The organism is Nocardia sp. NPDC004123, assembly GCF_053603795.1.
Genome location: NZ_JBSGGG010000012.1, coordinates 240,046 through 263,300, shown reverse-complemented (window position 1 = coordinate 263,300; position 23,255 = coordinate 240,046). Strand labels below are relative to the sequence as shown.

Sequence of the window (23,255 nt, the reverse complement as noted above, 5' to 3'; positions counted from 1 at the left end):
GCGCGGCGCACGTCACAGCGGCCCCGTCGATACCGTGTGGAACGTGACCAATCATCCGTCCGAGCTGCTGGTGCGGGATGCGCGCGAGAGCGATCTCCCCGAGATCCTGGTGATCCACAACAACGCCATCGCCGAGACCACCGCCATCTGGGATACCGAACTCGCCGACCTGGACGAGCGCAAGGCATGGTTCGCGGCGCGGACCGGAGCCGGACATCCGGTGCTGGTGGCCGAGATCGACGGCAAGGTCGCGGGGTACGCCAGCTACGGGCAGTTCCGGCCGAAGTCCGGCTACCGGTTCGCCGTCGAGAACTCGGTGTACGTGTCAGATATATTCCAGCGGCGCGGAGTGGCCACGGCCCTGATGACCCAGCTGCTGGCTCGGGCGCACCGGGGCGGCGTACACACCATGATCGCCGCGATCGAGTCGAGTAACCGCACGTCGATCGCCCTGCACGAGAGATTCGGGTTCCGGATCGTCGGGCAGCTACCGGAGGTCGGGCACAAGTTCGGCCGCTGGATGGATCTCACACTGATGCAAACCGTTCTCGATGAAGGGGTAACGTCGCAGCCGTGAGCACGAGCAGTACGGCCACCGCACCGTTACCCAGCGCGGTATCGGCCCGCTTCGACGGCACACCCCTTTCCGTCGAAAATCTGGGCCTCATCGACTATCAGGAAGCCTGGGAGCTTCAGCGCGCCATCGCCGCCGAACGTGCCGACGGCATCGGGCAGGACCGGCTGCTATTGCTGGAGCACCCCTTCGTCTACACCGCCGGCCGGCGCACCGAGCCGCAGGATCTGCCCTTGGACGGCAGCCCGGTCATCGAGGTGGATCGCGGCGGGAAGATCACCTGGCACGGACCTGGGCAACTGGTCGGCTACCCGATCATCCGGCTGGCCGAGCCCGTCGACGTGGTGGCCTACGTACGCCGGCTCGAGGAGGCGCTCATCGCCGTCTGCGCACAGCTCGGACTGGAAACCGGCCGGGTGGAAGGCCGTTCGGGCGTGTGGGTGCCGGCAACGGAGTCCCAGCCCGAGCGCAAGGTCGCGGCCATCGGCGTGCGCGTCCAGCGCGGGGTCACCCTGCACGGCCTGGCGCTGAATTGCAATTCCAGCCTGGACGGCTTCAATGCCATTGTGCCGTGCGGGATTCGCGACGCCGGGGTCACCACCCTGAGCCGCGAACTCGGGCGCGAGGTCACCGTCGACGAGGTGCGGCCCCTGGCAGCCGATGCGATCGCGCGCGCCCTCGATGGCGATCTGAAGGTGGCCGACCACACCATCTCCCACTGCGTGAAGACGTCGGCCGAATGCCCGGAACCGCTTCCCGCATCGACGACCGATCAGCTCCCGGTGGTGCCGCGAACCGTGCCCGCCGAGGCCGAATGATCATGAGCGTAGGGTGAACCAAGTGACCTCTGTCGATACCCCGGCATCCGATAACACGGCCGCACCCAATGGCCGCAAGCTGCTTCGCATCGAGGCCCGCAACGCCGAGACCCCGATCGAGCGCAAGCCCTCGTGGATCCGCACCCGCGCCACCATGGGACCCGAGTACACCGAACTCAAGGGTCTGGTGAAACGCGAAGGGCTGCACACGGTTTGCGAGGAAGCCGGGTGCCCCAACATCTTCGAGTGCTGGGAGGACCGCGAGGCCACCTTCCTCATCGGCGGTGAGCAGTGCACCCGCCGCTGCGACTTCTGCCAGATCGACACCGGCAAGCCAGCCGCCCTGGACCGGGACGAGCCGCGGCGCGTGGCCGAGAGCGTGCAGGCCATGGGGCTGCGCTACTCGACCGTCACCGGCGTCGCGCGCGACGACCTCGAGGACGGCGGCGCGTGGCTGTACGCCGAGACCGTGCGCGCCATCAAGCGGCTCAACCCGCACACCGGCGTCGAGCTGCTGATCCCGGACTTCAATGCCGTGCCCGAGCAGCTGGCCGAGGTCTTCGAGTCGCGTCCGGAGGTGCTCGCGCACAACCTGGAGACGGTGCCGCGCATCTTCAAGCGCATCCGGCCGGCCTTCCGCTACGAGCGGTCGCTGGCGGTCATCACCGCCGCGCGCGAGGCCGGTCTGGTCACCAAGTCCAACCTCATCCTGGGCATGGGCGAGACCCCGGAGGAAGTCACCCAGGGGCTGCGCGACCTGCACGAGGCGGGCTGCGACATCATCACCATCACCCAGTACCTGCGGCCCTCCCCGCGCCACCACCCGGTCGATCGGTGGGTGAAGCCGGAGGAGTTCGTGGAGCACTCCAAGGCCGCCGAGGCCATGGGCTTCGCCGGGGTGATGGCCGGTCCGCTGGTCCGCTCGTCCTACCGTGCGGGTCGCCTGTACGCCCAGGCCATGCGCCACCACGGGCGCGAGATCTCTCCGGAGATGGCCCATCTGGCCGAGGAGGGCAGCGCGGCGCAGGAGGCGACCAGCGTGCTGGCGCGCTTCGGCTCCTAGCCGATCTAATTCGTGCACTGTGGCCCGGACGCACCGTCCGGGCCACAGTCGTTTTGCGACACCTCGCCAGGTGAACGGCGGGTATCGGCGCGCCATCCAAATCGGTTCGGTCGATTCGTGGACGCGTGCGCGGCGCTGGTGGGAAGCTCGAAGGACCGCATTGATCGACCCCGGGAGCGAGCCATGGTCGAGCGAACGACGACGTCGCAAGGTGTCAACGGCAGGGTGGTCGTGGCCGAAAGGCCGGCCGATATACGGAATGTGGTGCTGGTAGGCCACAGCGGGTCCGGGAAGACCACGCTGGTGGAGGCGCTCGCCGTGGCGGCCGGGGCGGTACCCCGGGCCGGGCGGGTCGAGGACGGCACCTCCGTCTCCGACTACGACGACATCGAGCAGCGACAACACCGGTCCGTGCAACTGTCGGTGGTGCCGATGGGCTGGGACCACGTCAAGGTCAACCTCCTCGACACCCCCGGCTACGCGGATTTCGTCGGGGAACTCAGGGCCGGTCTGCGAGCGGCGGACGCGGCCCTTTTCGTACTCTCCGCCGCAGCGGGCGTGGAGGGCGTGAGCGGGGCGACGCTGGCACTGTGGGAGGAGTGCGCGCGCGTCGGCATGCCGCGCGCCATCGTGCTCACCCATCTGGACACCGCGCGGGCGGACTTCGAGGACATGACCGAGACCTGCCGCCAGATTCTGGGCGGCGGGCGGGCGGAAAGCATACTGCCACTGCATCTTCCGGTGTACGGGCCCAAGGGGGCCGACGGGCACCGGCCGGTCACCGGGCTGATCGAACTGCTCACCCAGCACGTCTACGACTACGCCACCGGGGAACGCCTCGAAACGCCCGCCTCCGAGGAGCAGCGGGAGCAGTTGGAGGAGGCGCGCAACCGGCTCATCGAGGGCATCATCGCCGAGAGCGAGGACGAGACCCTCATGGACCGCTATATCGGTGGCGAGGAGATCGACCTGGCCACGCTGGTCGCGGACCTCGAAAAGGCGGTGGCGCGCGGCAGTTTCCATCCGGTGCTGATCGCCGCACCGCCGCCGGAGGGCGCGCGGCAGGGGCTCGGCACGGTGGAGATCCTGGATCTGATCACGCGCGGATTCCCCACGCCCGCCGAACATCCCGTGTCCGCGACCGGGTCCGGCGGCAAGGCCGCCGCGCTGGCCTGCGATCCCGCCGCGCCGCTGGCCGCCGAGGTGATCCGCACCGCCTCCGATCCCTATGTGGGCCGGTTGTCGCTGGTGCGGGTGTTCTCGGGCACGCTGCACGCCGACGACACCGTGCACGTGTGCGGGCACGGACAGGGCGACACCGGTGATCACGATGCCGACGAACGCGTCGGCGGGGTGTCCGCGCCGTTCGGGAAGCAGCAGCGGCCGCTGCCGCAGGCCATCGCGGGGGACATCGTGTGCGTGAGCAAGCTGTCGCACGCCGAGACCGGGGATACGTTGTCCGCCAAGGATTACCCGCTCCTCATCGAGCCGTGGTCCATGCCCGATCCGCTGCTGCCGGTGGCCGTGAAGGCGCACAGCAAGGCCGACGAGGACAAGCTCTCGCAGGGCCTGTCCCGGCTGATCGCCGAGGATCCGACGGTGCGGCTGGAACAGAACCCCGACACCCACCAGCTGGTGCTGTGGGTGCTGGGCGAGGCCCATCGCGATGTGGCGCTGGAACGGCTGCGGTCCCGGTTCGGGGTGCAGGTGGATGTCATCGACCACCGGGTGGCGCTGCGCGAGACCTTCGCCACCCAGGCGACCGGGCGCGGGCGGCATGTCAAGCAGTCCGGCGGACACGGGCAGTACGCCATCTGCGAGATCGAGGTGGCGCCGCTCCCCGAGGGGTCCGGGATCGAGTTCGTGGACAAGGTGGTGGGCGGAGTCGTTCCGCGCCAGTTCATCCAGTCGGTCGAGAAGGGCGTGCGCGCCCAGGCCGCGCGCGGTGTGGCGGCCGGATATCCACTCGTGGATGTGCGGGTGACGCTGTTCGACGGGAAGGCGCACTCGGTCGACTCCTCGGACGCGGCCTTCCAGATGGCCGGGGCGCTGGCCCTGCGGGAGGCGGCCGCAGCGGCGCGCATCAACCTGCTGGAGCCGATATCCGAAGTGCACGTGGTGGTTTCGGACGACTACGTGGGACCGGTGCTGGTCGATCTGTCCAGCCGTCGCGGCCGGGTGCTGGGCACCGAGCCGGTCGGGCTGGGGCGCACCGCGATTCGTGCCGAGGTGCCGGAGCTCGAGCTCAGCCGCTACGCCGTGGACCTGCGTTCACTGGCGCACGGCGGGGCCACCTTCACCCGCGCCTACGCACGGCACGAGGCCATGCCCACCCAGCTGGCGGAGTCTATGCGGGACAAGGCCGGGAGCAACGGCTGAATCCGGCCGCCACCGATCCCACTGGGTGAGATGACGGCCGTCGCCGCGGTAGCGGCCGCTCGCCGTCCCGATGATCCCGTCGCGAACCGGGCGCACCCGGCCATTAAGCTGGACGCCATGGCAGCAGGCAAGGGCGGTAATCCGTCGAAGGAAGCGAAGGCCGCGGCGAAGGCGGCGCGCAAACAGGCGTCGAAGGAGCGCCGCCAGCAACTCTGGCAGGCATTCCAGATGCAGCGCAAGGAAGACAAGCTGCTGCTGCCGCTGATGATCGGCGCCTTCGTCGGCGTGACCGTGCTGTTCCTGGTGATCGGCCTGATCTTCGGCATGCAGTGGTTCCTGCTGCCGATCGGCCTGCTGCTGGGCGCGCTGGCCGCGTTCATCATCTTCGGCCGCCGGGTCCAGAAGAACGTGTACGCCAAGGCCGAGGGCCAGGCCGGCGCGGCCGCCTGGGTGCTGGACAACCTGCAGGGCAAGTGGCGGGTCTCCCCCGGCGTCGCCGCCACCACCCAGCTCGACGCCGTGCACCGCGTGGTCGGCCTGCCCGGTGTCATCCTGGTCGCGGAGGGTTCGCCGCAGCGCGTGAAATCCCTGCTCGCGCAGGAGAAGAAGAAGGTCTCCCGCCTGGTCGGCGACACCCCGATCTACGACGTGGTGATCGGCAACGAGCAGGACCAGGTGCCGCTGAAGGAACTGCAGCGCTACCTGACCAAGCTCCCCCGCAATATCGACACCAAGCGCATGGACCTCATCGAGGGCCGGCTGTCCGCGCTGGCCACCCGCGGCGGCCCGGCCCTTCCCAAGGGCCCGCTGCCGAGCGGCGCCAAGATGCGCGGCGTGCAGCGCAGCATCCGCCGCCGCTGACCACCGGAACCTTCGAGGCCCGCGTCCCCAGGACGCGGGCCTCGTTCGTTTCCGAAATGCGTTCGGCCACAAGCACTGACGCTCGCACGCCCGGCGGGGTCGTACCGGATGATCAGCCGACGTAGCGGGAGAGGAAGCGGACGACGTCCGGGGTGACAGTGCGCCAGTACTCGTCGGTGTGGGTGCCCGGGGTGACCAGGCCGACCTCGGGGTGGGCGGTGGCGATGTAGCGGCGGCAGCCGTCGATGAAGCGGTCGCGGTCGCCGCACCACACGCCGACGGGGGCAGGGCCCGCCTTGTCGAGATTGCGCAGCGGGTCGAGTGCCGCCCACTGATCGGCGTCGATGAAGGCGTTCCGTTTGGCCATTTCGGTCCACGAGGTGAGCAGCCCCGGCGACATGGCGGCAACCGCCTTCAGCGGCCGGCCCTGTTCGAAGCGGCGGCGCGAGTACACCAGCGCGCCGAAGCCACCCATGGAGGTGCCGGTGCAGGCGAACGGCAGGCCGCCCGGTGCGCCCAGGCGGCGCTGCGCCAGCCAGCCGGGAACCTCGTTGAGCAGCATGGACATCGGATCGTCGCCGGTGCCGTGGTCGTGCCAGTAGTTGTCGCCGCCGTCGAGCGCCACGAAACCGAAGGCCGGGGACAACCGGGTGGCGACCCCGGCGGCCAGCACGTCGCCGATATTGCCGACGGCCGCGGTGCGGGCGGTGCCGTGCAGGCCGTGCAGCAGCAGCGACACGGGCAGGTTCTCGGTGGGGACGCCGGGCGGCAGGATGGTGACCAGGTCCACGTCGCGGCGGCGGGCGGCCGAGTAGACCCGTTCCACCCGGACGACGGGGGTGATGCCGGCCGCGGTCTGCCCGATCTCCGCCGGGTCGACCGCCGCATTGCCGCCCGCGCTGACGGCCGCGCAGGCGCCGGCCAGGCCGAGCAGGCCGGTGGCCGCGAACAGGGACCGCCGGCTGATTCTCCACGCGGCAGCCGGGTAGCCCTCGACCATCGATCCTCCATCAGCACAACATCAGCTATCCGCCCGACGTCAACCTGGCGGCTGCGTCACGGCAAATCGCCGTCACCATACCGATCCAAAGCAAACTGCGGTGAACATTTGGCAACGTCCTGCCGCACACTGCACCAACAGCATCGCAGGTCACAGGCCCGGCGCAGGCTGATGCGCGCGTTGTGCTGGGGTTCGAATCAATCCGCGCGGAAGTCCGCGGCGCGGGTCAGCGGCTGTAGACGAGGGCGGTGCCGGTGGCGCGATCGTGCATGCCGCGGCCGTCGCTGTCGGTGAACAGGGCGGGGATGACGAACAGCAGGATGAGCTGCCGGACCAGGGCGCGAATGAAACCGACCGGCGCCTCGGCATCGACCCGGCTGACCCGCAGCTTCAGGAAGTACTGCCCGGGCGTGAAGCCGAACAGCGTGACCGCGGCGATCCCCAGCACGAACCACACCAGCAGCGTCGGCGTCGACAGCGCCTGGGTGATGACCTCGAAGTGCGAGGGCGGTTGCTGGCCCTTCGGAATGGTCATCTTCGAGATGATGTGCTCGGCATTGGGCCGCACGATGATCGCGGCCAGGCCCATCGAGATGAACCAGTCGACGAGCAGCGCCAGGACGCGGCGGGTGAAGGGGGCGAGCGCGCCGGGTCCGGACGGCGGCAGGCCGAGTTCCTTGCCCTGGTAGTCACCGGGCGGGTTGTCTCCGGATTCGGCGTTCGGTCCGGACAGCCAGGAACCGGTGATGCGAGCCATGGGCCCAGCTTATGCGGCGTCGGCGGGCCGGTTTCGCACCCCTGCCGGTCGGGGTGCGAGGACGGAACCATATATGGGTGCGTCCTAGCTGTTCACCCGGTCCCGGACGGCCGCGCAATCGCTCGGCATCCGAGATTGCCAGGTGGATGCCCGACGGTGAGGATTGTCACGATGGCCGGGCCGGACTTGGCAAGGCCCCTAATTTTTCAGAGTCTTAACAGCCGCTTCGGGCAGGTCGGTGGCAGGATGTCCCTGCTGGTCGAGCATTGCTCGGCGACCGCTGCGGCGTCTTCGCGAACCCGGGGGCACCGCCGAACCCCCGGCCAGCAGTGCGTGTAACACTGGCGAAACACAGCCTTGATTGCAGGGAAACACCGCGTCCATACCGTGTGGTCGCGACGAACCCATGCAGTCACCACTGGCTGGGAACCGATCCGTAAGGAGTACTAAGTGGCGTTCAGCACGGCCGACGAGGTCATCAAGTACATCAAGGAGGAGGAGCTCGAGTACGTCGACGTTCGGTTCACCGACCTCCCCGGTGTGCAGCAGCACTTCTCGATCCCGGCGAAGGCGTTCACCGCTGATCTCGCCGAAGAGGGCCTCGCCTTCGACGGTTCGTCGGTGCGCGGCTTCCAGTCGATCGACGAGTCGGACATGCTGCTGCTGCCCGATTACAGCACTGCTCGGATCGATCCCTTCCGCGCCGCGAAGACGCTGAACATGAACTTCTTCGTGCACGACCCGTTCACCCGCGAGGCCTACTCCCGCGACCCGCGCAACATCGCGCGTAAGGCCGAGGAGTACCTGCGTTCGACCGGCATCGCCGACACCTGCTACTTCGGTGCCGAGGCCGAGTTCTACATCTTCGACTCGATCCGCTACGACTCGGCCATGAACGGCGCCTTCTACGAGATCGACTCGATCTCGGGCTCCTGGAACACCGGCGCCGAGTACAACGCCGACGGCACCCCGAACCGTGGCTACAAGGTCCGCAACAAGGGTGGTTACTTCCCGGTTGCCCCGTACGACCACTACGTCGACCTGCGCGACAAGATCTCGACCAACCTGCAGAACGCGGGCTTCGACCTGGAGCGCGGCCACCACGAGGTCGGCACCGCCGGTCAGGCCGAGATCAACTACCGCTTCAACACCCTGCTGGGCGCCGCTGACGACCTGCAGCTGTTCAAGTACATCGTGAAGAACACCGCGTGGCAGGAGGGTAAGACCGTTACCTTCATGCCGAAGCCGCTCTTCGGCGACAACGGCTCGGGCATGCACGCCCACCAGTCGCTGTGGAAGGACGGCAAGCCGCTGTTCCACGACGAGTCCGGCTACGCGGGCCTGTCGGATCTGGCGCGTCACTACATCGGCGGCATCCTGCACCACGCCCCGTCGCTGCTGGCGTTCACCAACCCGACCGTGAACTCCTACCACCGTCTGGTGCCGGGCTACGAGGCCCCCATCAACCTGGTGTACTCGCAGCGCAACCGCTCGGCCGCGATCCGTATCCCGATCACCGGCTCGAACCCGAAGGCCAAGCGCATCGAGTTCCGCGCGCCGGACTCCTCGGGTAACCCGTACCTGGCCTTCGCCGCCATGATGATGGCCGGCCTGGACGGCATCAAGCGCAAGCTGGAGCCGATGGCCCCGGTCGACAAGGACCTCTACGAGCTCCCGCCGGAGGAGGCCAAGAACATCCCGCAGGCCCCCACCTCGCTGGCGTCGGTCATCGACCGCCTCGAGGAAGACCACGACTACCTCACCGAGGGTGGCGTGTTCACCGAGGACCTGATCGAGACCTGGATCGACATCAAGCGCACCCAGGAAATCGCGCCCGTCAACCTGCGGCCGCACCCGTACGAGTTCGAGCTGTACTTCGACGTGTAAATCGTCGGGTCGCAAGCGATCTCAGGAGCCCCAACCGCACCGCGGTTGGGGCTCCGCCCTTTTCCATACGTCGCCGGAGCCGAGACAGACTGGCCCGCGGCGCGCCTGCGCCTGGTGAATGGGCCGGTTACGCGGGTAGTGCGCTACCCCGGAACGACCGGGTGCGGGCCTATGATCGGCCCATGCCTGTGGACGTGGTGACCACGATCGAGATCGCGCGGCCCCGGGCGCGGGTCGCGGAGTACACGATGGATCCGGCGAATGCCCCGGTCTGGTACAAGAACATCGGGTCGGTGGCGGTGCGAACGCCGGGACCGCTGGCGATCGGGTCCGAGATGGCGTTCGAGGCTCGGTTCCTGGGTCGTTCACTCGCCTATACCTACGCGGTGACCGAGTTCGAGCCGGGCCGTCTGCTGGTCATGCGGACTGCCGACGGGCCGTTTCCGATGGAGACCACGTACGCGTTCGAGGACACCGCGAGCGGCGCCACCACGGTGACTCTGCGCAATCGCGGTGAGCCTGCCGGATTCTCCCGTTTCGTCGGCCCGCTGATGGTGCCGGCCATGCGGCATGCCAATCGTCAGGATCTGAAGAAGCTCAAGGAAATCCTCGAAGCCACCCCGTGACACTTCCGAGGGCTGTCAGGCCAGGAAACTCGCACATGGTTGCGCGAAATTCACTGGGGTGCAAGAGCATTGGGGGCGGACCAGGCGTGGTCCCGGTGGGTGGGGTGGGAGGTTCGGTGGGTGGGAGGAACCGTGGGTAGGACTGCGGGGGACGCGTAAGCACCCTTAGCGTCCCGGGCTGTGAAAACCAAACGTTTTGCACGACTTCGTGTTTCAGTGTTCGCTTTGACTGCTATTGCCGCCGCGGTGTTCGGCGTAGGAGGGCTGCCGACGGCTGTGGCCGCGCCGATCATGCGGGCGGATGCCACTCAGATCACGCTGCAGGGGGCGGTGAATGTCCGGGATGTGGGCGGGTATGTCACCTATACCGGGGACCCGACGCGGTCCGGGAAGGTGATTCGGGCCGATGCGCTGAACAAGCTGACCGATGCCGATGTCCAGAAGCTGGGCACGCTGGGCATTCAGAAGGTGATCGACTTCCGCACGCAGGCCGAGGTGCAGGCGCAGGGTGCGGACCGGCTGCCGGCCGGGCTGACCGCGGTGGCGCGACCCATCGACGACGGCGGCATGTACTTGAAGATGGCGCAGGCCATCGGATCCAAGGATCCGGTGCAGCAGCAGGCCGCGCTCGGCGACGGCAAGGCCGAGCAGATGATGAAGGACGCCTATGTCAGCTTCCTGAGCGCGGATTCGGTGGCCAAGTTCGGTCAGACCATCAAGGACATCGCGGCCGCCAACGGGGCGACGCTCTACCACTGCACGGCGGGCAAGGACCGGACCGGCTGGATGACGTATGTGCTGCTGCGCGCGGTAGGTGTACCGGAGACCATCGCGCGCCAGGACTACCTGCTGTCCAACCAGTACCGTGCCGCGGCCGACGCCGCCCAGCGGGCCCAGCTGAAGGCGGCCGGGATCATGCAGAACCCCGACCTGCTGATCCCGCTGCAGGTAGTGAGTGACGAGTACCTGGACACCGCCGTCAACCAGATGAACCAGCAGTACGGCGATTTCGACCACTTCCTCACCAAGGGCCTGGGCCTGGACGCCGGCACCATCCTCCGCCTCCACCACAACCTGGTGGGCTGAGCCCACCACCACCGGGCCCCGTCGCAGCAGCTGCGGCGGGGCCCTGGTCATCCGGAAAGCGGCTCGCGGCCAGGATGCGGCCCGATCCGCGCGAGTAGCAACAACCGCCCGATTCGGGTATCGCGCTACCCGTGTCGGTGCGACCGGTTCGGCGCAGGATCGTAGTCGTCACAACCCTGTTCGTCACTCATTTCGGGAGGGATGCACCATGAAGCGTCTCTCGGAACGCCGACGGCTCACTGCCGCGGAGTTCGAGACCTGCGCGGGCGAGTTCGAGCGGAGCGGCCGGTCCAGAGCCGCGGCGACGCCACACCGGACCGGTCGCGGCGTGGTCGCACTGCCGCGCCGGGGACGCGGCGAGTACGCACCGGAGCAACTGGCCGGATTCCTGCCGAAGGATATGCCGGTTCATACCCGCCCACACACGGAAACCGTTGCGCTGCAAGCGCATACGCGCGGACTCACCGGTGACTGCCGGCCGCCGTTCGCGTCTTCCGGCGATCGGCGGCACCTGCTGACCGATCACACCTGGCCGTGGATTCTGACCGGGCGGGTCACCAACAGTGACGGCATGGCGGGATCCGGCGTGCTGGTCGGCGCGCGGCTCGTGCTGACCGCGGACCAGCTGCGGCCGAGCCAGAGCATCGCCCGGGGCAGCTGGTGGATGACCTTCTCGCCGCACTTCGACAGCGGTGCCGATCCGAACGCGCCGTTCGGTTCGAGCAATGTCAGCGATCTGGCGCACTACAACGGCGGGCGCGACACCGAATACGGCGCCGGGCACGACTTCATGCTGTGCCGGTTGTTCGAGCCCATGGGCCATCGGCTCGGGTTCCTGGGCGCCACCTCGTTCGCGGACAACTGGCGCGGGCTCCAGGTCTGGCACAGCATCGGCTACCCGGCCGACATGGGTGGCGGGACGCGTCCGGCGGTATGGATCAACCAGAGCGTGGAACACGATCACGAGGACGACGACGACTGGTACATCGAGGCCGGGGCGAGCCTCGATGACGGCGACGCGAGTGAGATCTTCTTCTCCTGGTTCGACGACGGCGATGTCCGGCTGTGCGGTGTCGTATCGGGCGCGGAGAGCGTCGACGGCGACCTCGACCATGCCCTCGCGAGCGGCGACGACATGGTGTCCCTGATCAATTGGGGTCGAGCCACCTGGCCCGAGTGAACCTGAAGCGCCGGACATGCCCCGGCCGCGGGCAGATCAGGGGCGGGGTGGCGCGGCGAACGCGGAGAGGTCCAGGGCGGTGGCCTCGGTCCAGCCGGTGGCGCGCAGGTCGTCGGGGGTGGGGACGCCGAGGGCCTCGTGCAGGCCGCGGGCGGCCGAGCGGGCCAGGTCCTCGAAGCCGGTGCGGGTGATCGGCCAGTGCATGGTGCGGCGCCAGTTCTCGATTTCGTGCTGGAGGGTGGGCGCGGTCCAGCCCAGCTCGCGCAGGAGGCGGTCGGCGGTCTCGGAAATCGGTTCGGCGAGATAGTAATTGCCGGTGAGTTCGGCGGAGAGTTTGATGTCGAACTGCTGGAATTGCACGTAGCGATTGCCGGTCGCGGCGAGGATGACGGTGGCGCGGGAGGGTAATTTCGCAAGGCAGCCGGCCAGGCCGTGCACAAACACGTCCCAGTCGGTTGTGACAACTTGCAGGGGCTGGCTCCGGGTGCCCATCGCGGCCGATCATACGCCGTCAAAACATGGCGTCGGCGAAAAACCGTGGCGCCCAGTCCGATCAGCGGAAACCGCGGCGGCGTCGACTGGAGGACCGTCGCGGTTTCCGGGTGATCGGCTTACCGCTGGTGGGACATCGGAGCGGGGCCGAGTACGGCGAGGGGCGTGCGGGCCAGCATTCGCTCGTCGCTTTCCCGCGACGGGAGCAGCTGGCGGGCAAACAATTCCCGCACCCGCCGCGATACCGAGTCGAAGACCGGAATCGACGCAGCCGGCGCCGGAGCGGCCATTGCGTTCATTGCACTCCCCTCGACGTGTCAGGATGTTCGACAATTCATTCTGCCCATCGAACATCGGTGTGGCCGTTAATCTCTCGTGAAGATTTGCTCGCCGGTGCGCGGATCGACGATTCCCTGACGGCCGCTCTCAGCCGAGGATTTCGAGATTCAGGTCGCCCAGCAGATCGGGGTCGGCCAGCATTTCGATGGCGGTGATGCGGCCGTCGACGACGGTGAAATCGAAGACGACGCGCGGGGTGCCCCCGGTCGACCACACCAGGCCGGCGAGGCCGTCGACGAGGGCCGGGCGAGCGGCCTTGGCACGCCCCGCGAAGGTGGTCGCGACCGCCTGTGCGCCACGGACTTCGGGGTCCGCGCCCATGGTGACGCCGATGGCATCGGCGCGCACCACCACGTCGGGGTCGAGCAGTTCCAGCAGGGCGGCGAAGTCGCCGCCGCGGGAGGCGGTCAGGAAGGCGTTGACCACTTCCTGCTGGCGTTCGCGGTCGACGGCGATCTCGTCGACGCCGCGCACGCGGCGCCGGCCGCGGCTGGCGAGTTGCCGGGCGGCGGCGGCGGTTTTGCCGAGAATGGGGGCGATGTCCTCGAACGGGACGGCGAACATGTCGTGCAGGACGAAGGCGAGCCGCTCGGTGGGGGTCAGGGTGTCGAGCACCACCAGCAGGGCGGCGCCGATCGAATCGCCCAGCAGCGCTTCCTGTTCCGGGCCGAAGGCGGCTTCCGGCGCGTCGTAGTCCGCGAGCGCGTCCTCGCGCCGGGTGCCGCGCGACTGGAGCATGTTCAGGCAGACGCGGGAGACGACGGTGGTGAGCCAGCCGGCCAGATTGTCGATCTCATCGGTCTCGGAGCGGCTCAGCCGCAGCCAGGCTTCCTGGACGGCGTCCTCGGCTTCGGCGGAGGAGCCGAGCATGCGCTGTGCGAGCGCTTGCAGCCGCCCGCGCTGCAGCTCGAATTCCCGTGCCACCAGGTCCAGTTCGTCACGCTCGTTGCCCATTGCCGAAGTCTCCTCGATCACGACCGGTCGGTCCATCCGAACCGTGCGGGCGCGTCCGGAAAATCGGGGCCCACATCTCCACGACCGAGCAACCGGGCCGAATGTGACAGCGTCGATGAAACACCAGTTCGGAGGGGTCGAGAGCCGATTCGCCATCGCCCGCGGCGAAGATCCGATCATGGACGCCGCCCATCACGTCGGCTATAACGGCAATGGCCGGAACACCGGCCTCGACCGGCACGGCATGGCCGCCGCATCGCCACGGTGGAAGGAGCAGACGATCTTGTCCTCGGAACTCTCCGACAACCCCGATCACTTCGAGGTGCGACCGGTGGGCCGGGTCCGCTCCCCGCTCACCGACCGCACCGGCGCACCGCGCCAGGCCGACGAGGACGCCCCACCCGCCGATATCGTCCTCGCCCCCGAATTCGCTGCGGCCGCAGCCGATCTGCACCCGGGTATGCGCGTCGTCCTGCTCACCTGGCTGCACGCCGGGAGCCGCGATGTCCTCGCGGTCCGTCCCCGCGGCGACCGCACCCGGCCGCCCACCGGCGTCTTCGCCACCCGCTCCCCCGACCGCCCCAACCCGATCGGCCTGCACGAGGTCACCATCACCACGGTGTCCCCCGAGGTCCTCGGCGTAGCCGGCCTGGAAGCCATCGACGGCACCCCCGTCCTCGACATCAAGCCGGTCCTGGGCAACGTCGAAACCCGCTGACCGGCCCGGCTGGGGCGGCCGGCCGCGGGCCCGGCGTAGGTTGAGGGTCATGGCGGCACCCAGGCATCCGATCCCGGCGGTCGGCACGCAGCGGTTGGCCGCGGCGTGTCAGGCCGAGGTGCCCGCATTGACCAAGCAGCTGATCGCGGCCATCTTCACCGACAATCCGGGGTGGACGGACTACACGGCGGTGCCGCGGGCGGACCTGCGGGACGGGTGCCGGCGGTATCTGACGCGGATCCTGGATCTGCTGGGCGGGCAGCCGCCGGATCCGGACGGGGACGATGTGGCCGCGGCCATCGGGCGGCGGCGGGCCGAGCAGGGCGTGCCGTTGGAGGCCATGCTGCGGACCTTCCGGCTGGGCGGCCAGATCGTCTGGGAAGCGTTGCTGGACAAGGCCGATGACATCGGCTCGGCGGAGACCCGGCAGGTCGGTTCGGCGATGTGGGCGGTGGTCGACGGCATGTCGTCGGCGCTGGTCACCTCGTACCGGAACACCGAACTCGACCGGGTGCGCAGCGATGAGCGGCGCAGGCATTCGCTGATCGAGGATCTGCTGGCGGGGCGGGCGCACGACGCCACCTTCGCCGCGCGGGCGGGACGCGAGCTGAATCTGCCCGCGAACGGGGCGTATCTGGTGGTGGTGGCGCGCGGTGAGGGCGGGCCGCGGCTGCACATGGGGGCGGAGGCGGCGCTGGGAGTGTCGGGGATCCGCTCGGTGTGGCACGAGCGGGTGGATTCCACGGTGGGGCTGGTGTCGCTCGAGCATCGCGGGAGTTCGGCTGTGCTGCACCAGCTTCGGCCGCTGATCCGCGGGCGGGCGGGGGTCTCGCCGGCGGTGCCGGGCCTGGCGGGCATCGATACCGCGCACGGGCTGGCGGTGCTCGCGCTGGACACCGTGCCCGGCGATCAGCAGGCGCTGCTGGTTTCGCTGGACGAGCGCTATCCGGAGGCGCTGCTGCTGCGCTCCCCCGATCTCACCGATCTGCTCGTCGCGCGCACCCTCGGCCCGGTGCTGGACCTGCCGCCCAAGGAGCGCGACATTCTGCTGCGCACACTGACCGTCTGGCTGGCCGAGGACTGCTCGGCGGCCAATGCCGCGCCGAAGTTGCACTGCCATCGCAACACGGTCATCAACCGGCTGCAGCGCATCACCCTGCTGCTCGGCCGCCCGCTCGAGGGGCAGCGGGCCTACCTGGAGCTTTCCCTCGCCCTGGCCGCCCTGGGACTGGCCGGCGCCGACCGCGACTGAGCCGCCGAAAGCCCGCTACTCACGGGTACTAATTGTGCTCTGCGCCCAGCCGCGCCCTGTCATATATGGGCTTCCAGTGCATTGATTGTGCATTTGGTGACCGACAGACTCGATCGGAATGACTCGCATCACAACCGATGGCGGGTTACGAGAGCAATCGAGAACGAGGAGCACCACGAGTGCCGGAATTCGATCTTCTGGTGATCGGCGGCGGTCCGGGCGGTTACGTCGCCGCCATCCGCGCCGCCCAGCGGGGCCTGACAGTGGCCCTGGCCGAGAAGGAACGCCCGGGCGGCGTCTGCCTGAACTGGGGCTGCATCCCGACCAAGGCCATGCTGCGCTCCGCCGAGGTCTTCCACACCATCGCGCACGCCGCCGATTTCGGCATCTACGCCGATAATCTGCGCTTCGACTACGCCGCGGTGCGGCAGCGCAAGGACGGCATCGTCAAGGAGCTGACCGACGGTGTCGCGGGTCTGCTGAAGGCCAATGGCGTGACCGTCATCGAGGGCCACGCGCGTTTCTTCGAAAAGGTCGACAGCACGTCGCCGACCACGGTCGAGATCGTCGAGGCCGGTCCGTCCCCGATCTTCGAGGGCGGCCCGCGCTACGCCGCCGCCCCGACCGCGAACGCCGTCCGGACCGTGAGCGCGAAGGATGTCATCGTCGCCACCGGTTCGATCCCGGCCGTGCTCCCGATCCCGGGCGCGGATCTGCCGGGCGTGATCACCTCCGACGGCGCGTTCGGCCTCACCGAGGTGCCGAAGCGCCTGGTCGTCATCGGCGGCAGCGCGGTGGGCGCGGAGTGGGCCAACCTGTTCCACGAGTTCGGCAGCGATGTCACCGTGGTCGAGATGCAGGATCGCCTGGTTCCGTTGGAGGACAAGGAGATCGGCACCGCCCTGGTGCGCTCGTTCACCAAGCGCGGCATCAGGGTGCTGACCGGCGCGACGGTCACCGCCATCGCCCAGGGCGGCACTGGCCTCACCGTCACCGTCGGCGGCCCGCAGGCGCAGGAGCTCGCCGCGGACGTGGTGCTGGTCGGCGTCGGCCGCCGCCCCAATACCGCCGGGCTGGGCCTGGACGTCGCCGGAATCGACACCGACGCACGGGGTTTCATCCCCGTCGACGCGCAACTGCGCACCGCCGTCGAGCACGTGTACGCCATCGGCGATGTCACCGGTAAGGCGCTGCTCGCGCACGTCGCCTCGCATCAGGGCCTGGTCGCGTCCGACACCATCGCCGGCCACGACGCCCACATCGACTACAACGTCATCCCCGCCGCGACCTTCACCCACCCGGAGATCGCCAGCGTCGGCCTCACCGAGGACGCCGCGAAAGCCGCGGGCCACGACGTCATCACCGCCAAGTTCCCGTTCGCGGCACTGGGCCGGGCCAAGTCGTTCGGCGATCAAGAAGGCTTCATGAAGATCGTCGCGGGCAAGCAGCACCAGGAGGTGCTGGGCGTGCACATCATCGGCCCGTCGGCCAGCGATCTCATTACCGAAGGGGCCCTGGCGATCTCGCTGGAGGCGACCCTCGACGAGCTCGCCGACACCATTCACGCCCACCCCACCCTCGGCGAGATCGGCATGGAGGCCGCCCTGGTCGGGCTGGGCCTGCCGGTTCACGTCGCGCCGCCCCGGAAGCGTTGAGGAGCTCCGTCATGACCACGACCACTTCAGCGGAGCTGACCAAGACCACCGCCGCGCCGCGCAAGACGGCGCGCAAGGCGACCCGCCCGGCCGACCAGGCCGCCGACGCGGCCGTATCGGAAAACCTCCTCGGCGGAGCCGATTTCGGCGGCGCGGATGCGGACACGCTGCGCGAGCTGTACACCGACATGCTGTTCATCCGCCGCTTCGAGGAGCGCACCGCGCAGGCGTACCAGCAGGCCAAGATCGGCGGCTACTGCCACCTCAACCTGGGTGAGGAAGCCACCGTCGTCGGCGTCGGAAAGGCCATGCGCCCCAACGACTATCTGTTCACCAACTACCGCGAGCACGGCTACGCGCTGGCCAAGGGCATCGAGCCCGGCCGCGTCATGGCCGAGCTGTACGGCCGCTCCACCGGTACCTCCAAGGGCTGGGGCGGGTCGATGCACATGTACGACACCGAGACCCGTCTGCTCGGCGGCTACGCCATTGTCGGCGGCCAGGTTCCGCTCGCCATCGGCGCGGCGCTGGCCATCGACTACCGCGGGGGCGACGACGTCGTGGTGTGCCAGATGGGTGAGGGCACCACCAATATCGGCGCCTTCCACGAGTCGCTGAACATCGCGGCGCTGTGGAACCTGCCCGTCGTGTTCCTGGTCATCAACAACCAGACCGGCATGGGCACCACCGTCGAGAAGTCCTCCGCCGAACCGGATCTGTGGAAGCGTGCGTCGTCCTACCGCATGCGGGGTGAGCGTGTGGACGGCACCGACGTGCTGGCCGTGCGCGAGGTTGCGAGCGATCTCATCGAGACCGCCCGCCGCGAGGGCAAGCCCGCGCTGCTCGAGGCCGTCTCCTACCGCCTCAAGGGCCACTCGGTCGTCGACCCGGCCAAGTACCGCACCGAGGACGCCGTCTCCACCGCCGTCGAGCACGACCCGATCGTGCTGTGGCACAACCGTCTTCTCGACGCGGGCGTGCTGGGCGAGGATTCCGCCGCCGCCATCGAGGCCGACGTCAAGGAACGCGTCCGCGCCGCGGTCGATTTCGCCGATCAGTCCCCGCACCCGGACCCGGCCACCCTGTTCGATTACAACTACGCGACCCCGGTCGCGGGCGATTCCCATCGCCTGCCCGGCGATCCGCTCTTCACCGCCTAAGGACATCACCGTGGCTGTCATGACCTACCGTGAAGCGCTGCGCGAGACCCTCCGCGAGGAGATGCGGCGCGACGACGACGTCCTCCTCATCGGGGAGGAGATCGGCGTCTTCGAGGGCTCCTACAAGATCACCGCCGGCCTGCTGGCCGAGTTCGGCGAGAAGCGGGTGCGCGACACCCCGATCGCCGAAGAGGGTTTCGTCGGCGCGGCCATCGGCGCCGCCATGCTGGGCCTGCGCCCGGTCGTCGAGATCATGACGATCAACTTCTCGCTGCTGGCGCTGGACCAGATCGTCAATCACGCCGCCAAGATCTACGGCATGTTCGGCGGGCAGACGTCGGTGCCGATGGTCATCCGCACCCCCGGTGGCGGCGGCCAGCAGCTCGGCGCGACGCACTCGCAGAACATCGAGCTGTACTACGCGTTCGTGCCGGGCCTGAAGGTGGTCGCGCCGAGCACGCCCGCGGATGCGAAGGCGCTGCTCAAGGCCGCCATCGACGACGACGATCCGGTGCTGTTCCTGGAGAACCTCTCGCTCTACAACACCAAGGGCGAGGTGCCGGACGACCTGCCGCCCGCCGAGATCGGCAAGGCCGCGGTCACCCGCGAGGGCACCGACATCACGCTCATCGGCTACTCGCGCATGGCCACCGTGTGCACCCAGGTCGCGGAAAAGCTTGCCGCGGAGGGCATCTCGGCGGAGGTCGTCGACCTGCGCAGCCTGCGGCCGCTGGATCGCGACACCATTGTCGCCTCGGTCAAGAAGACCGGTTGCGCCGTCATCGGCGAGGACGACTGGCTGACCTACGGCATCGGCGCGGAGGTCGCGGCCTCCATTTCCGACGGTGCGTTCGACTACCTCGACGCCCCGGTGCGCCGGGTGGCCATGGCCGAGGTGCCGCTGCCCTACGCCAAGCCCCTGGAGAAGCTGGCGCTCCCCTCGCCGGACTCCCTGTACAGGGCCGCCCTCGAAACCCTTGCCGCCGTGGGCAAGCGACGCTGAGAACCGGAAGGAATCATGCCTGAAGTAACCATGCCCCGGCTCTCCGACACCATGGAGGAGGGCATCGTCTCGGCCTGGCTCAAGCAGGTCGGCGACCAGGTCAAGGCCGGCGAGATCCTCGCCGAGATCGAGACCGACAAGGCGCTGATGGAGCTCGAGGCCTACGAGGACGGCGTGCTCGAGCAGATCATCGCCGCGCCCGGCACCACCGTCGCCATCGGCGAGCCGATCGCGATTCTCGGTGACGGCAGCGGGGCGTCCGCTCCGGCTCCGGCCGCGGCTCCCGCCCCCGCCCCCGCGGCTCCGGCTCCGGCTCCGACGGCCGATACCGCGCAGGAAAATTCGGCTCCTCCCGCCGGAAACGGCAGTGCCCCTGCGGTTCCGGCCGAGTCCGGTGAGCGCAAGAAGTCGTCGCCGCTGGCCCGCAAGGTCGCCAAGGAACTCGGCGTCGACATCGCCGCCGTGACCGGCACCGGCCCCGGCGGCCGCGTCACCAAGCAGGATGTCGAAAACGCGGGCAGCACAGCCGCTCCGGCCGCTGCCGCCCCGGCTCCCGTCGCCCCGGCTCCCGTCGCCCCGGCTCCCGCGATCGCTCCGGCCACCGGCGACTACGAAGAGATCCCGCTGACCACCATCCAGCGCGTCTCGGCCCAGCGGCTCACCGAGTCCAAGCAGCAGGCCCCGCACATCTATCTGACCAGTGCGATCGATGTGACCGAGCTGCTCGCGTTCCGCGCGCAGATCAACAAGACCTTGGAGGAGACCGGCTCCGGCAAGGTCAGCGTGAACGACCTGCTGGTGAAGGCGGTCGCCACCGCGCTGCGCCTGGATCCGGCGGTCAACGTCTCCTTCGCGGGCGACAAGCTGTTGCGGCACAACGCGATCAATATCGGCATCGCGGTCGCCACCGAGGCGGGCCTGCTGGTCCCGGTGATCCACGACGCCGACCGCAAGAGCGTGTCCGCCATCGCCGCCGAGGGCCGTGACAAGGCCGCCCGGGCCCGCGACCGCAAGCTGCGCGGCGAGGACATGTCCGGTGGCACCTTCACCATCTCCAACCTGGGCATGTTCGGCATCGAGCAGTTCACCGCCGTCATCAACCCGCCGGAGTCCGCGATCCTCGCGGTCGGCGCGGCCCAGGACGAGCTGAAGCTGGACGGCGAGAAGGTGGTGGCGCGCAAGATCCTTCGCGTCACGCTGTCGGCCGATCACCGTTCCATCGACGGCGCCGTCGCGGCCCGCTTCCTGCAGCAGTTGAAGGAGCTCATCGAGCATCCGCTGCGCATCGTGACCTAGTCACGCCCCGATCGCCGTCCGGTTTTCGATCCAGGATCGGACGACGTCGCCCGCCACCCGGCGCGCGCGGTTACCCATGCCACTCCGCGCGACCGGCAGCCGTACTCACCCGGCGGCGGGTGGTGAACGCCGGATGGCGTGGACCGGGTTTACCCGGCCGGTTCCCGCCATCCGGCTTTTCGCGTCGCTACGGCTAGCCTCGGGCGTGCCTATTCTCGAATCCATGGGGTTGCGGCGGTTCCCGAAACTGACCTTCGGAGTATTCGCAGTGACGGCCGTGGTGAACGTCCTGCAATGGCTCGTCCCAGGCAGGCTGGCGCACCTGGAGCGGACTCCCTCAGGGCTACAGGGGGATTGGTGGCGCTCGGGCACAGCACTGTTCGTGCAGGATGGCGGATTCGGCGGCGCAGCAGTGAACCTGGCGTTCTTGCTGGCGCTCGGCATGCTTGCCGAGCAGGTGCTCCCGCAGTCCCGTTGGCTGGTCCAGTATTTCGGGATCGGGCTGGTGGTCGAGTTCATCGCGTACGCCTGGCAGCCGGTCGGCGGTGGGAACTCCATCGCCGATTGCGGTCTTGCCGGAGGGCTCGCAGTGGCGTTGTGGCGGCGGGACGAACGCCTGCCACGTTGGTCGCTGACCGTCGTAATGCTATGGAGCGCAGCCATGTTCGCCACCCTGGGAGACCAAGCGTGGTTGCCTGCGGTGTTGGTATGCGCGTTGCTCGTCGGGCCCGCGAATCTGATGGCGGCGCGTGGCCTGGACCTTCGCCGGCCGGTAGCCGGTCTGCTCGTGCTTGTCGGCCTGGTCCTCGCTGCAACTGCGAATATTCATGGCGCGGCCTTGATTCTGGGCACCGCCGCTGCGGCCAGTTCTGCCACCGGAGGTCCACACCGACGCCAGGAAACCGCCCCCTCCACACAGGGCTCACCTGCGTAAAGCCTGGTGACGCCGGGCATTCCCCGCGCTGGATCAGGAAGCGGCGCGGTCGACCGGCCTGGGCGGCGTCGACGCTCTCCACGACGGCCACTGCGCACCGAAGGGGGTGGACTTCAGCGCCGCGCGATCGTTGTCGGTGGTGCTGTAGCCGGGCCTGCCGAGCCGCGGACGGACGTTCGAGCCCTGCTAACATCGCTGGTCGAGACGTGAATTCGCGCTGAACACGTTGCTCCCAGACGGTCGGAGAGGTGGATGGTGGGCGACGCCCGGACCGAACGATGGGCCGAACATCGGGTCGAGATGCGGCGCACCCTGATCGACGCGGCCATCCGCGTGATCGAGGCCGAGGGAGCGCAGGCCAGCATGCGCGCCATCGCCGCCGAGGCGAAGGTCTCCAAACCCACGCTCTACCGGTTCTTCGCCGACAAGGCGGATCTGGCGCTCGCCATCGCGGATCGGGCCAAGCAGGACATCGTGCACGGCCTGGCCGAGGTGCGCCGGCAGCCGGCGGGCAGCGCCGGGGCAATGCTGCACGCCGCGCTCGCCGGATACGCCGCGCTGATCGTGGATCATCCGCAGATCGCGCGGTTCCTGTTCCTCGGCACGGAGAGCCCGGCGGCCAAGTCGCTCGAGAATTGGCAGGCGATCCGCGCCGAGGTCGCCGATCTGGTCGTCCTGATCATCGAATCGTCCGGCGCCACAACGACGGTCGACGCATCCCTCTACGCCTCGATGATCGTCGGGGCGGTGGAGGGCGCGGCGAACTGGTGGTCGGCCGCCGAAATGCCCGGCCCGGCCGAGGAATTCGTCGCGGTGACGGAATCCGTGGTGCGCGCGATCATCGAGCGGGCCGCGACCGCCGCCGGGGTCACCATCGATTTCGACCGGCCGCTCGCCGCCGCCTCTTGACCTGCGCGGGCGGCAGCCCTGCGGCGTAGCGCGCGACGTCGCCGATTCAACTTCCACCCGCCCTACGCTCCGTCGGCAATGCCGAGATCGTGATCACCAGAGCGACCAACGGCATCGGCAAGGAGATCGCGCGTGGCCTCGCAGCCCGCCGAGCCCGGCTCACCCTGATCGCCCGAAATCCGCAGAAGGAATCCACCCTGGTCGTCACCTGCGGCCTGGGCTGCGGGTGGCAACAGTCCACCCCCTGCTGACCCCGGAGCAACGAATGCCCATGTCCTCACCCGCTCCTGACCCCCTTTGCCGAATCGAGTA

23 protein-coding genes are annotated in these 23,255 nt (G+C 68.8%); 18 read left to right on the top strand and 5 right to left on the bottom strand.

From position 1 onward, the window contains the following. Nucleotides 1-64 precede the first annotated feature (64 nt). The 5 genes from ACWEQQ_RS19695 (at nt 65) to ACWEQQ_RS19675 (ending at nt 5,695) form a co-directional block, all read left to right on the top strand. Nucleotides 65-577 carry an N-acetyltransferase family protein gene (locus tag ACWEQQ_RS19695; protein WP_452349192.1) on the top strand — a complete coding sequence of 171 codons (513 nt, stop codon included), beginning with the start codon at nt 65-67 and terminating at the stop codon, nt 575-577. Next, a complete protein-coding gene (gene lipB / locus ACWEQQ_RS19690; protein ID WP_452349176.1) occupies nt 574-1,392 on the top strand; it encodes a lipoyl(octanoyl) transferase LipB in 819 nt (272 codons plus the stop codon). The genes ACWEQQ_RS19695 and lipB overlap by 4 nt, the downstream gene beginning before the upstream one ends. A 22-nt stretch (nt 1,393-1,414) precedes the next feature. Then, nucleotides 1,415-2,455 (top strand): lipoyl synthase, encoded by a 1,041-nt coding sequence (lipA, locus tag ACWEQQ_RS19685; RefSeq protein ID WP_354838470.1) that lies wholly within the window; start codon nt 1,415-1,417, stop codon nt 2,453-2,455. 183 nt (nt 2,456-2,638) lie between these two features. Beyond that, nucleotides 2,639-4,834: an elongation factor G-like protein EF-G2 gene (locus ACWEQQ_RS19680; protein ID WP_452349175.1), complete on the top strand. Its 2,196-nt coding sequence runs from the start codon at nt 2,639-2,641 to the stop codon at nt 4,832-4,834. A 117-nt stretch (nt 4,835-4,951) separates the two neighbouring features. After that, nucleotides 4,952-5,695: a DUF4191 domain-containing protein gene (locus tag ACWEQQ_RS19675; protein WP_452349191.1), complete on the top strand. Its 744-nt coding sequence runs from the start codon at nt 4,952-4,954 to the stop codon at nt 5,693-5,695. A 112-nt stretch (nt 5,696-5,807) separates the two neighbouring features. On the opposite strand, the gene ACWEQQ_RS19670 is transcribed toward ACWEQQ_RS19675, so the two are convergent. Both ACWEQQ_RS19670 and ACWEQQ_RS19665 read right to left on the bottom strand, forming a co-directional pair. Continuing rightward, the gene (locus ACWEQQ_RS19670) at nt 5,808-6,695 is read right to left on the bottom strand and encodes an alpha/beta hydrolase (RefSeq protein ID WP_452349174.1); all 888 of its coding nucleotides are present in this window, start codon (nt 6,693-6,695) and stop codon (nt 5,808-5,810) included. Between the two features lie 226 nt (nt 6,696-6,921). Then, entirely contained in the window at nt 6,922-7,452 is a 531-nt protein-coding gene (locus tag ACWEQQ_RS19665) for an RDD family protein (RefSeq protein WP_452339444.1), read from the bottom strand. A 450-nt stretch (nt 7,453-7,902) separates the two neighbouring features. Between ACWEQQ_RS19665 and glnA the strand changes: the two genes are divergently transcribed. The 4 genes from glnA (at nt 7,903) to ACWEQQ_RS19645 (ending at nt 12,231) form a co-directional block, all read left to right on the top strand. Next, nucleotides 7,903-9,339 carry a type I glutamate--ammonia ligase gene (gene glnA / locus ACWEQQ_RS19660; protein ID WP_452339445.1) on the top strand — a complete coding sequence of 479 codons (1,437 nt, stop codon included), beginning with the start codon at nt 7,903-7,905 and terminating at the stop codon, nt 9,337-9,339. A 182-nt stretch (nt 9,340-9,521) separates the two neighbouring features. After that, nucleotides 9,522-9,965 (top strand): SRPBCC family protein, encoded by a 444-nt coding sequence (locus ACWEQQ_RS19655; RefSeq protein WP_452349173.1) that lies wholly within the window; start codon nt 9,522-9,524, stop codon nt 9,963-9,965. Nucleotides 9,966-10,181: 216 nt separating this feature from the next. Next, nucleotides 10,182-11,051 carry a tyrosine-protein phosphatase gene (locus ACWEQQ_RS19650; protein ID WP_452349172.1) on the top strand — a complete coding sequence of 290 codons (870 nt, stop codon included), beginning with the start codon at nt 10,182-10,184 and terminating at the stop codon, nt 11,049-11,051. Nucleotides 11,052-11,259: 208 nt separating this feature from the next. After that, complete coding sequence (locus tag ACWEQQ_RS19645; protein WP_452349171.1) at nt 11,260-12,231, top strand: hypothetical protein; 972 nt, start codon at nt 11,260-11,262, stop codon at nt 12,229-12,231. A 36-nt stretch (nt 12,232-12,267) separates the two neighbouring features. Here ACWEQQ_RS19645 and ACWEQQ_RS19640 read toward each other — a convergent pair whose 3' ends face one another. The 3 genes from ACWEQQ_RS19640 to ACWEQQ_RS19630 all read right to left on the bottom strand — a co-directional run bounded on the left by ACWEQQ_RS19640 (nt 12,268) and on the right by ACWEQQ_RS19630 (nt 14,016). Next, nucleotides 12,268-12,723, bottom strand: coding sequence for a TY-Chap domain-containing protein (locus ACWEQQ_RS19640; protein WP_452349170.1), 456 nt, complete (start codon nt 12,721-12,723; stop codon nt 12,268-12,270). Between the two features lie 119 nt (nt 12,724-12,842). Then, on the bottom strand, nt 12,843-13,022 hold the full coding sequence (locus ACWEQQ_RS19635) for a hypothetical protein (protein ID WP_452349169.1): 180 nt from the start codon (nt 13,020-13,022) through the stop codon (nt 12,843-12,845). Nucleotides 13,023-13,149: 127 nt separating this feature from the next. Continuing rightward, on the bottom strand, nt 13,150-14,016 hold the full coding sequence (locus ACWEQQ_RS19630; protein WP_452349168.1) for a sigma-70 family RNA polymerase sigma factor: 867 nt from the start codon (nt 14,014-14,016) through the stop codon (nt 13,150-13,152). Between the two features lie 115 nt (nt 14,017-14,131). Here ACWEQQ_RS19630 and tsaA point away from each other — a divergent pair, with 115 nt between their 5' ends. The 9 genes from tsaA to ACWEQQ_RS19585 all read left to right on the top strand — a co-directional run bounded on the left by tsaA (nt 14,132) and on the right by ACWEQQ_RS19585 (nt 23,194). Further along, entirely contained in the window at nt 14,132-14,734 is a 603-nt protein-coding gene (gene tsaA, locus ACWEQQ_RS19625; RefSeq protein WP_452349167.1) for a tRNA (N6-threonylcarbamoyladenosine(37)-N6)-methyltransferase TrmO, read from the top strand. A gap of 49 nt (nt 14,735-14,783) precedes the next feature. Continuing rightward, nucleotides 14,784-15,986, top strand: a complete 1,203-nt coding sequence (locus ACWEQQ_RS19620; protein WP_452349166.1) for a PucR family transcriptional regulator — start codon at nt 14,784-14,786, stop codon at nt 15,984-15,986. A gap of 179 nt (nt 15,987-16,165) precedes the next feature. Continuing rightward, nucleotides 16,166-17,641, top strand: coding sequence for a dihydrolipoyl dehydrogenase (lpdA, locus tag ACWEQQ_RS19615; protein WP_452349165.1), 1,476 nt, complete (start codon nt 16,166-16,168; stop codon nt 17,639-17,641). 11 nt (nt 17,642-17,652) lie between these two features. Further along, on the top strand, nt 17,653-18,801 hold the full coding sequence (gene pdhA / locus ACWEQQ_RS19610) for a pyruvate dehydrogenase (acetyl-transferring) E1 component subunit alpha (RefSeq protein ID WP_452349164.1): 1,149 nt from the start codon (nt 17,653-17,655) through the stop codon (nt 18,799-18,801). A gap of 19 nt (nt 18,802-18,820) precedes the next feature. Beyond that, a complete protein-coding gene (locus ACWEQQ_RS19605; protein WP_379378293.1) occupies nt 18,821-19,804 on the top strand; it encodes an alpha-ketoacid dehydrogenase subunit beta in 984 nt (327 codons plus the stop codon). 15 nt (nt 19,805-19,819) lie between these two features. Then, entirely contained in the window at nt 19,820-21,100 is a 1,281-nt protein-coding gene (locus ACWEQQ_RS19600; protein ID WP_452349163.1) for a dihydrolipoamide acetyltransferase family protein, read from the top strand. A gap of 205 nt (nt 21,101-21,305) precedes the next feature. Beyond that, nucleotides 21,306-22,034 (top strand): rhomboid family intramembrane serine protease, encoded by a 729-nt coding sequence (locus ACWEQQ_RS19595; protein WP_452349162.1) that lies wholly within the window; start codon nt 21,306-21,308, stop codon nt 22,032-22,034. A gap of 252 nt (nt 22,035-22,286) precedes the next feature. Beyond that, nucleotides 22,287-22,943 (top strand): TetR/AcrR family transcriptional regulator, encoded by a 657-nt coding sequence (locus ACWEQQ_RS19590; RefSeq protein WP_452349161.1) that lies wholly within the window; start codon nt 22,287-22,289, stop codon nt 22,941-22,943. Nucleotides 22,944-23,032: 89 nt separating this feature from the next. Beyond that, the gene (locus ACWEQQ_RS19585) at nt 23,033-23,194 is read left to right on the top strand and encodes a hypothetical protein (RefSeq protein ID WP_452349160.1); all 162 of its coding nucleotides are present in this window, start codon (nt 23,033-23,035) and stop codon (nt 23,192-23,194) included. The last annotated feature ends 61 nt before the right edge of the window (nt 23,195-23,255 follow it).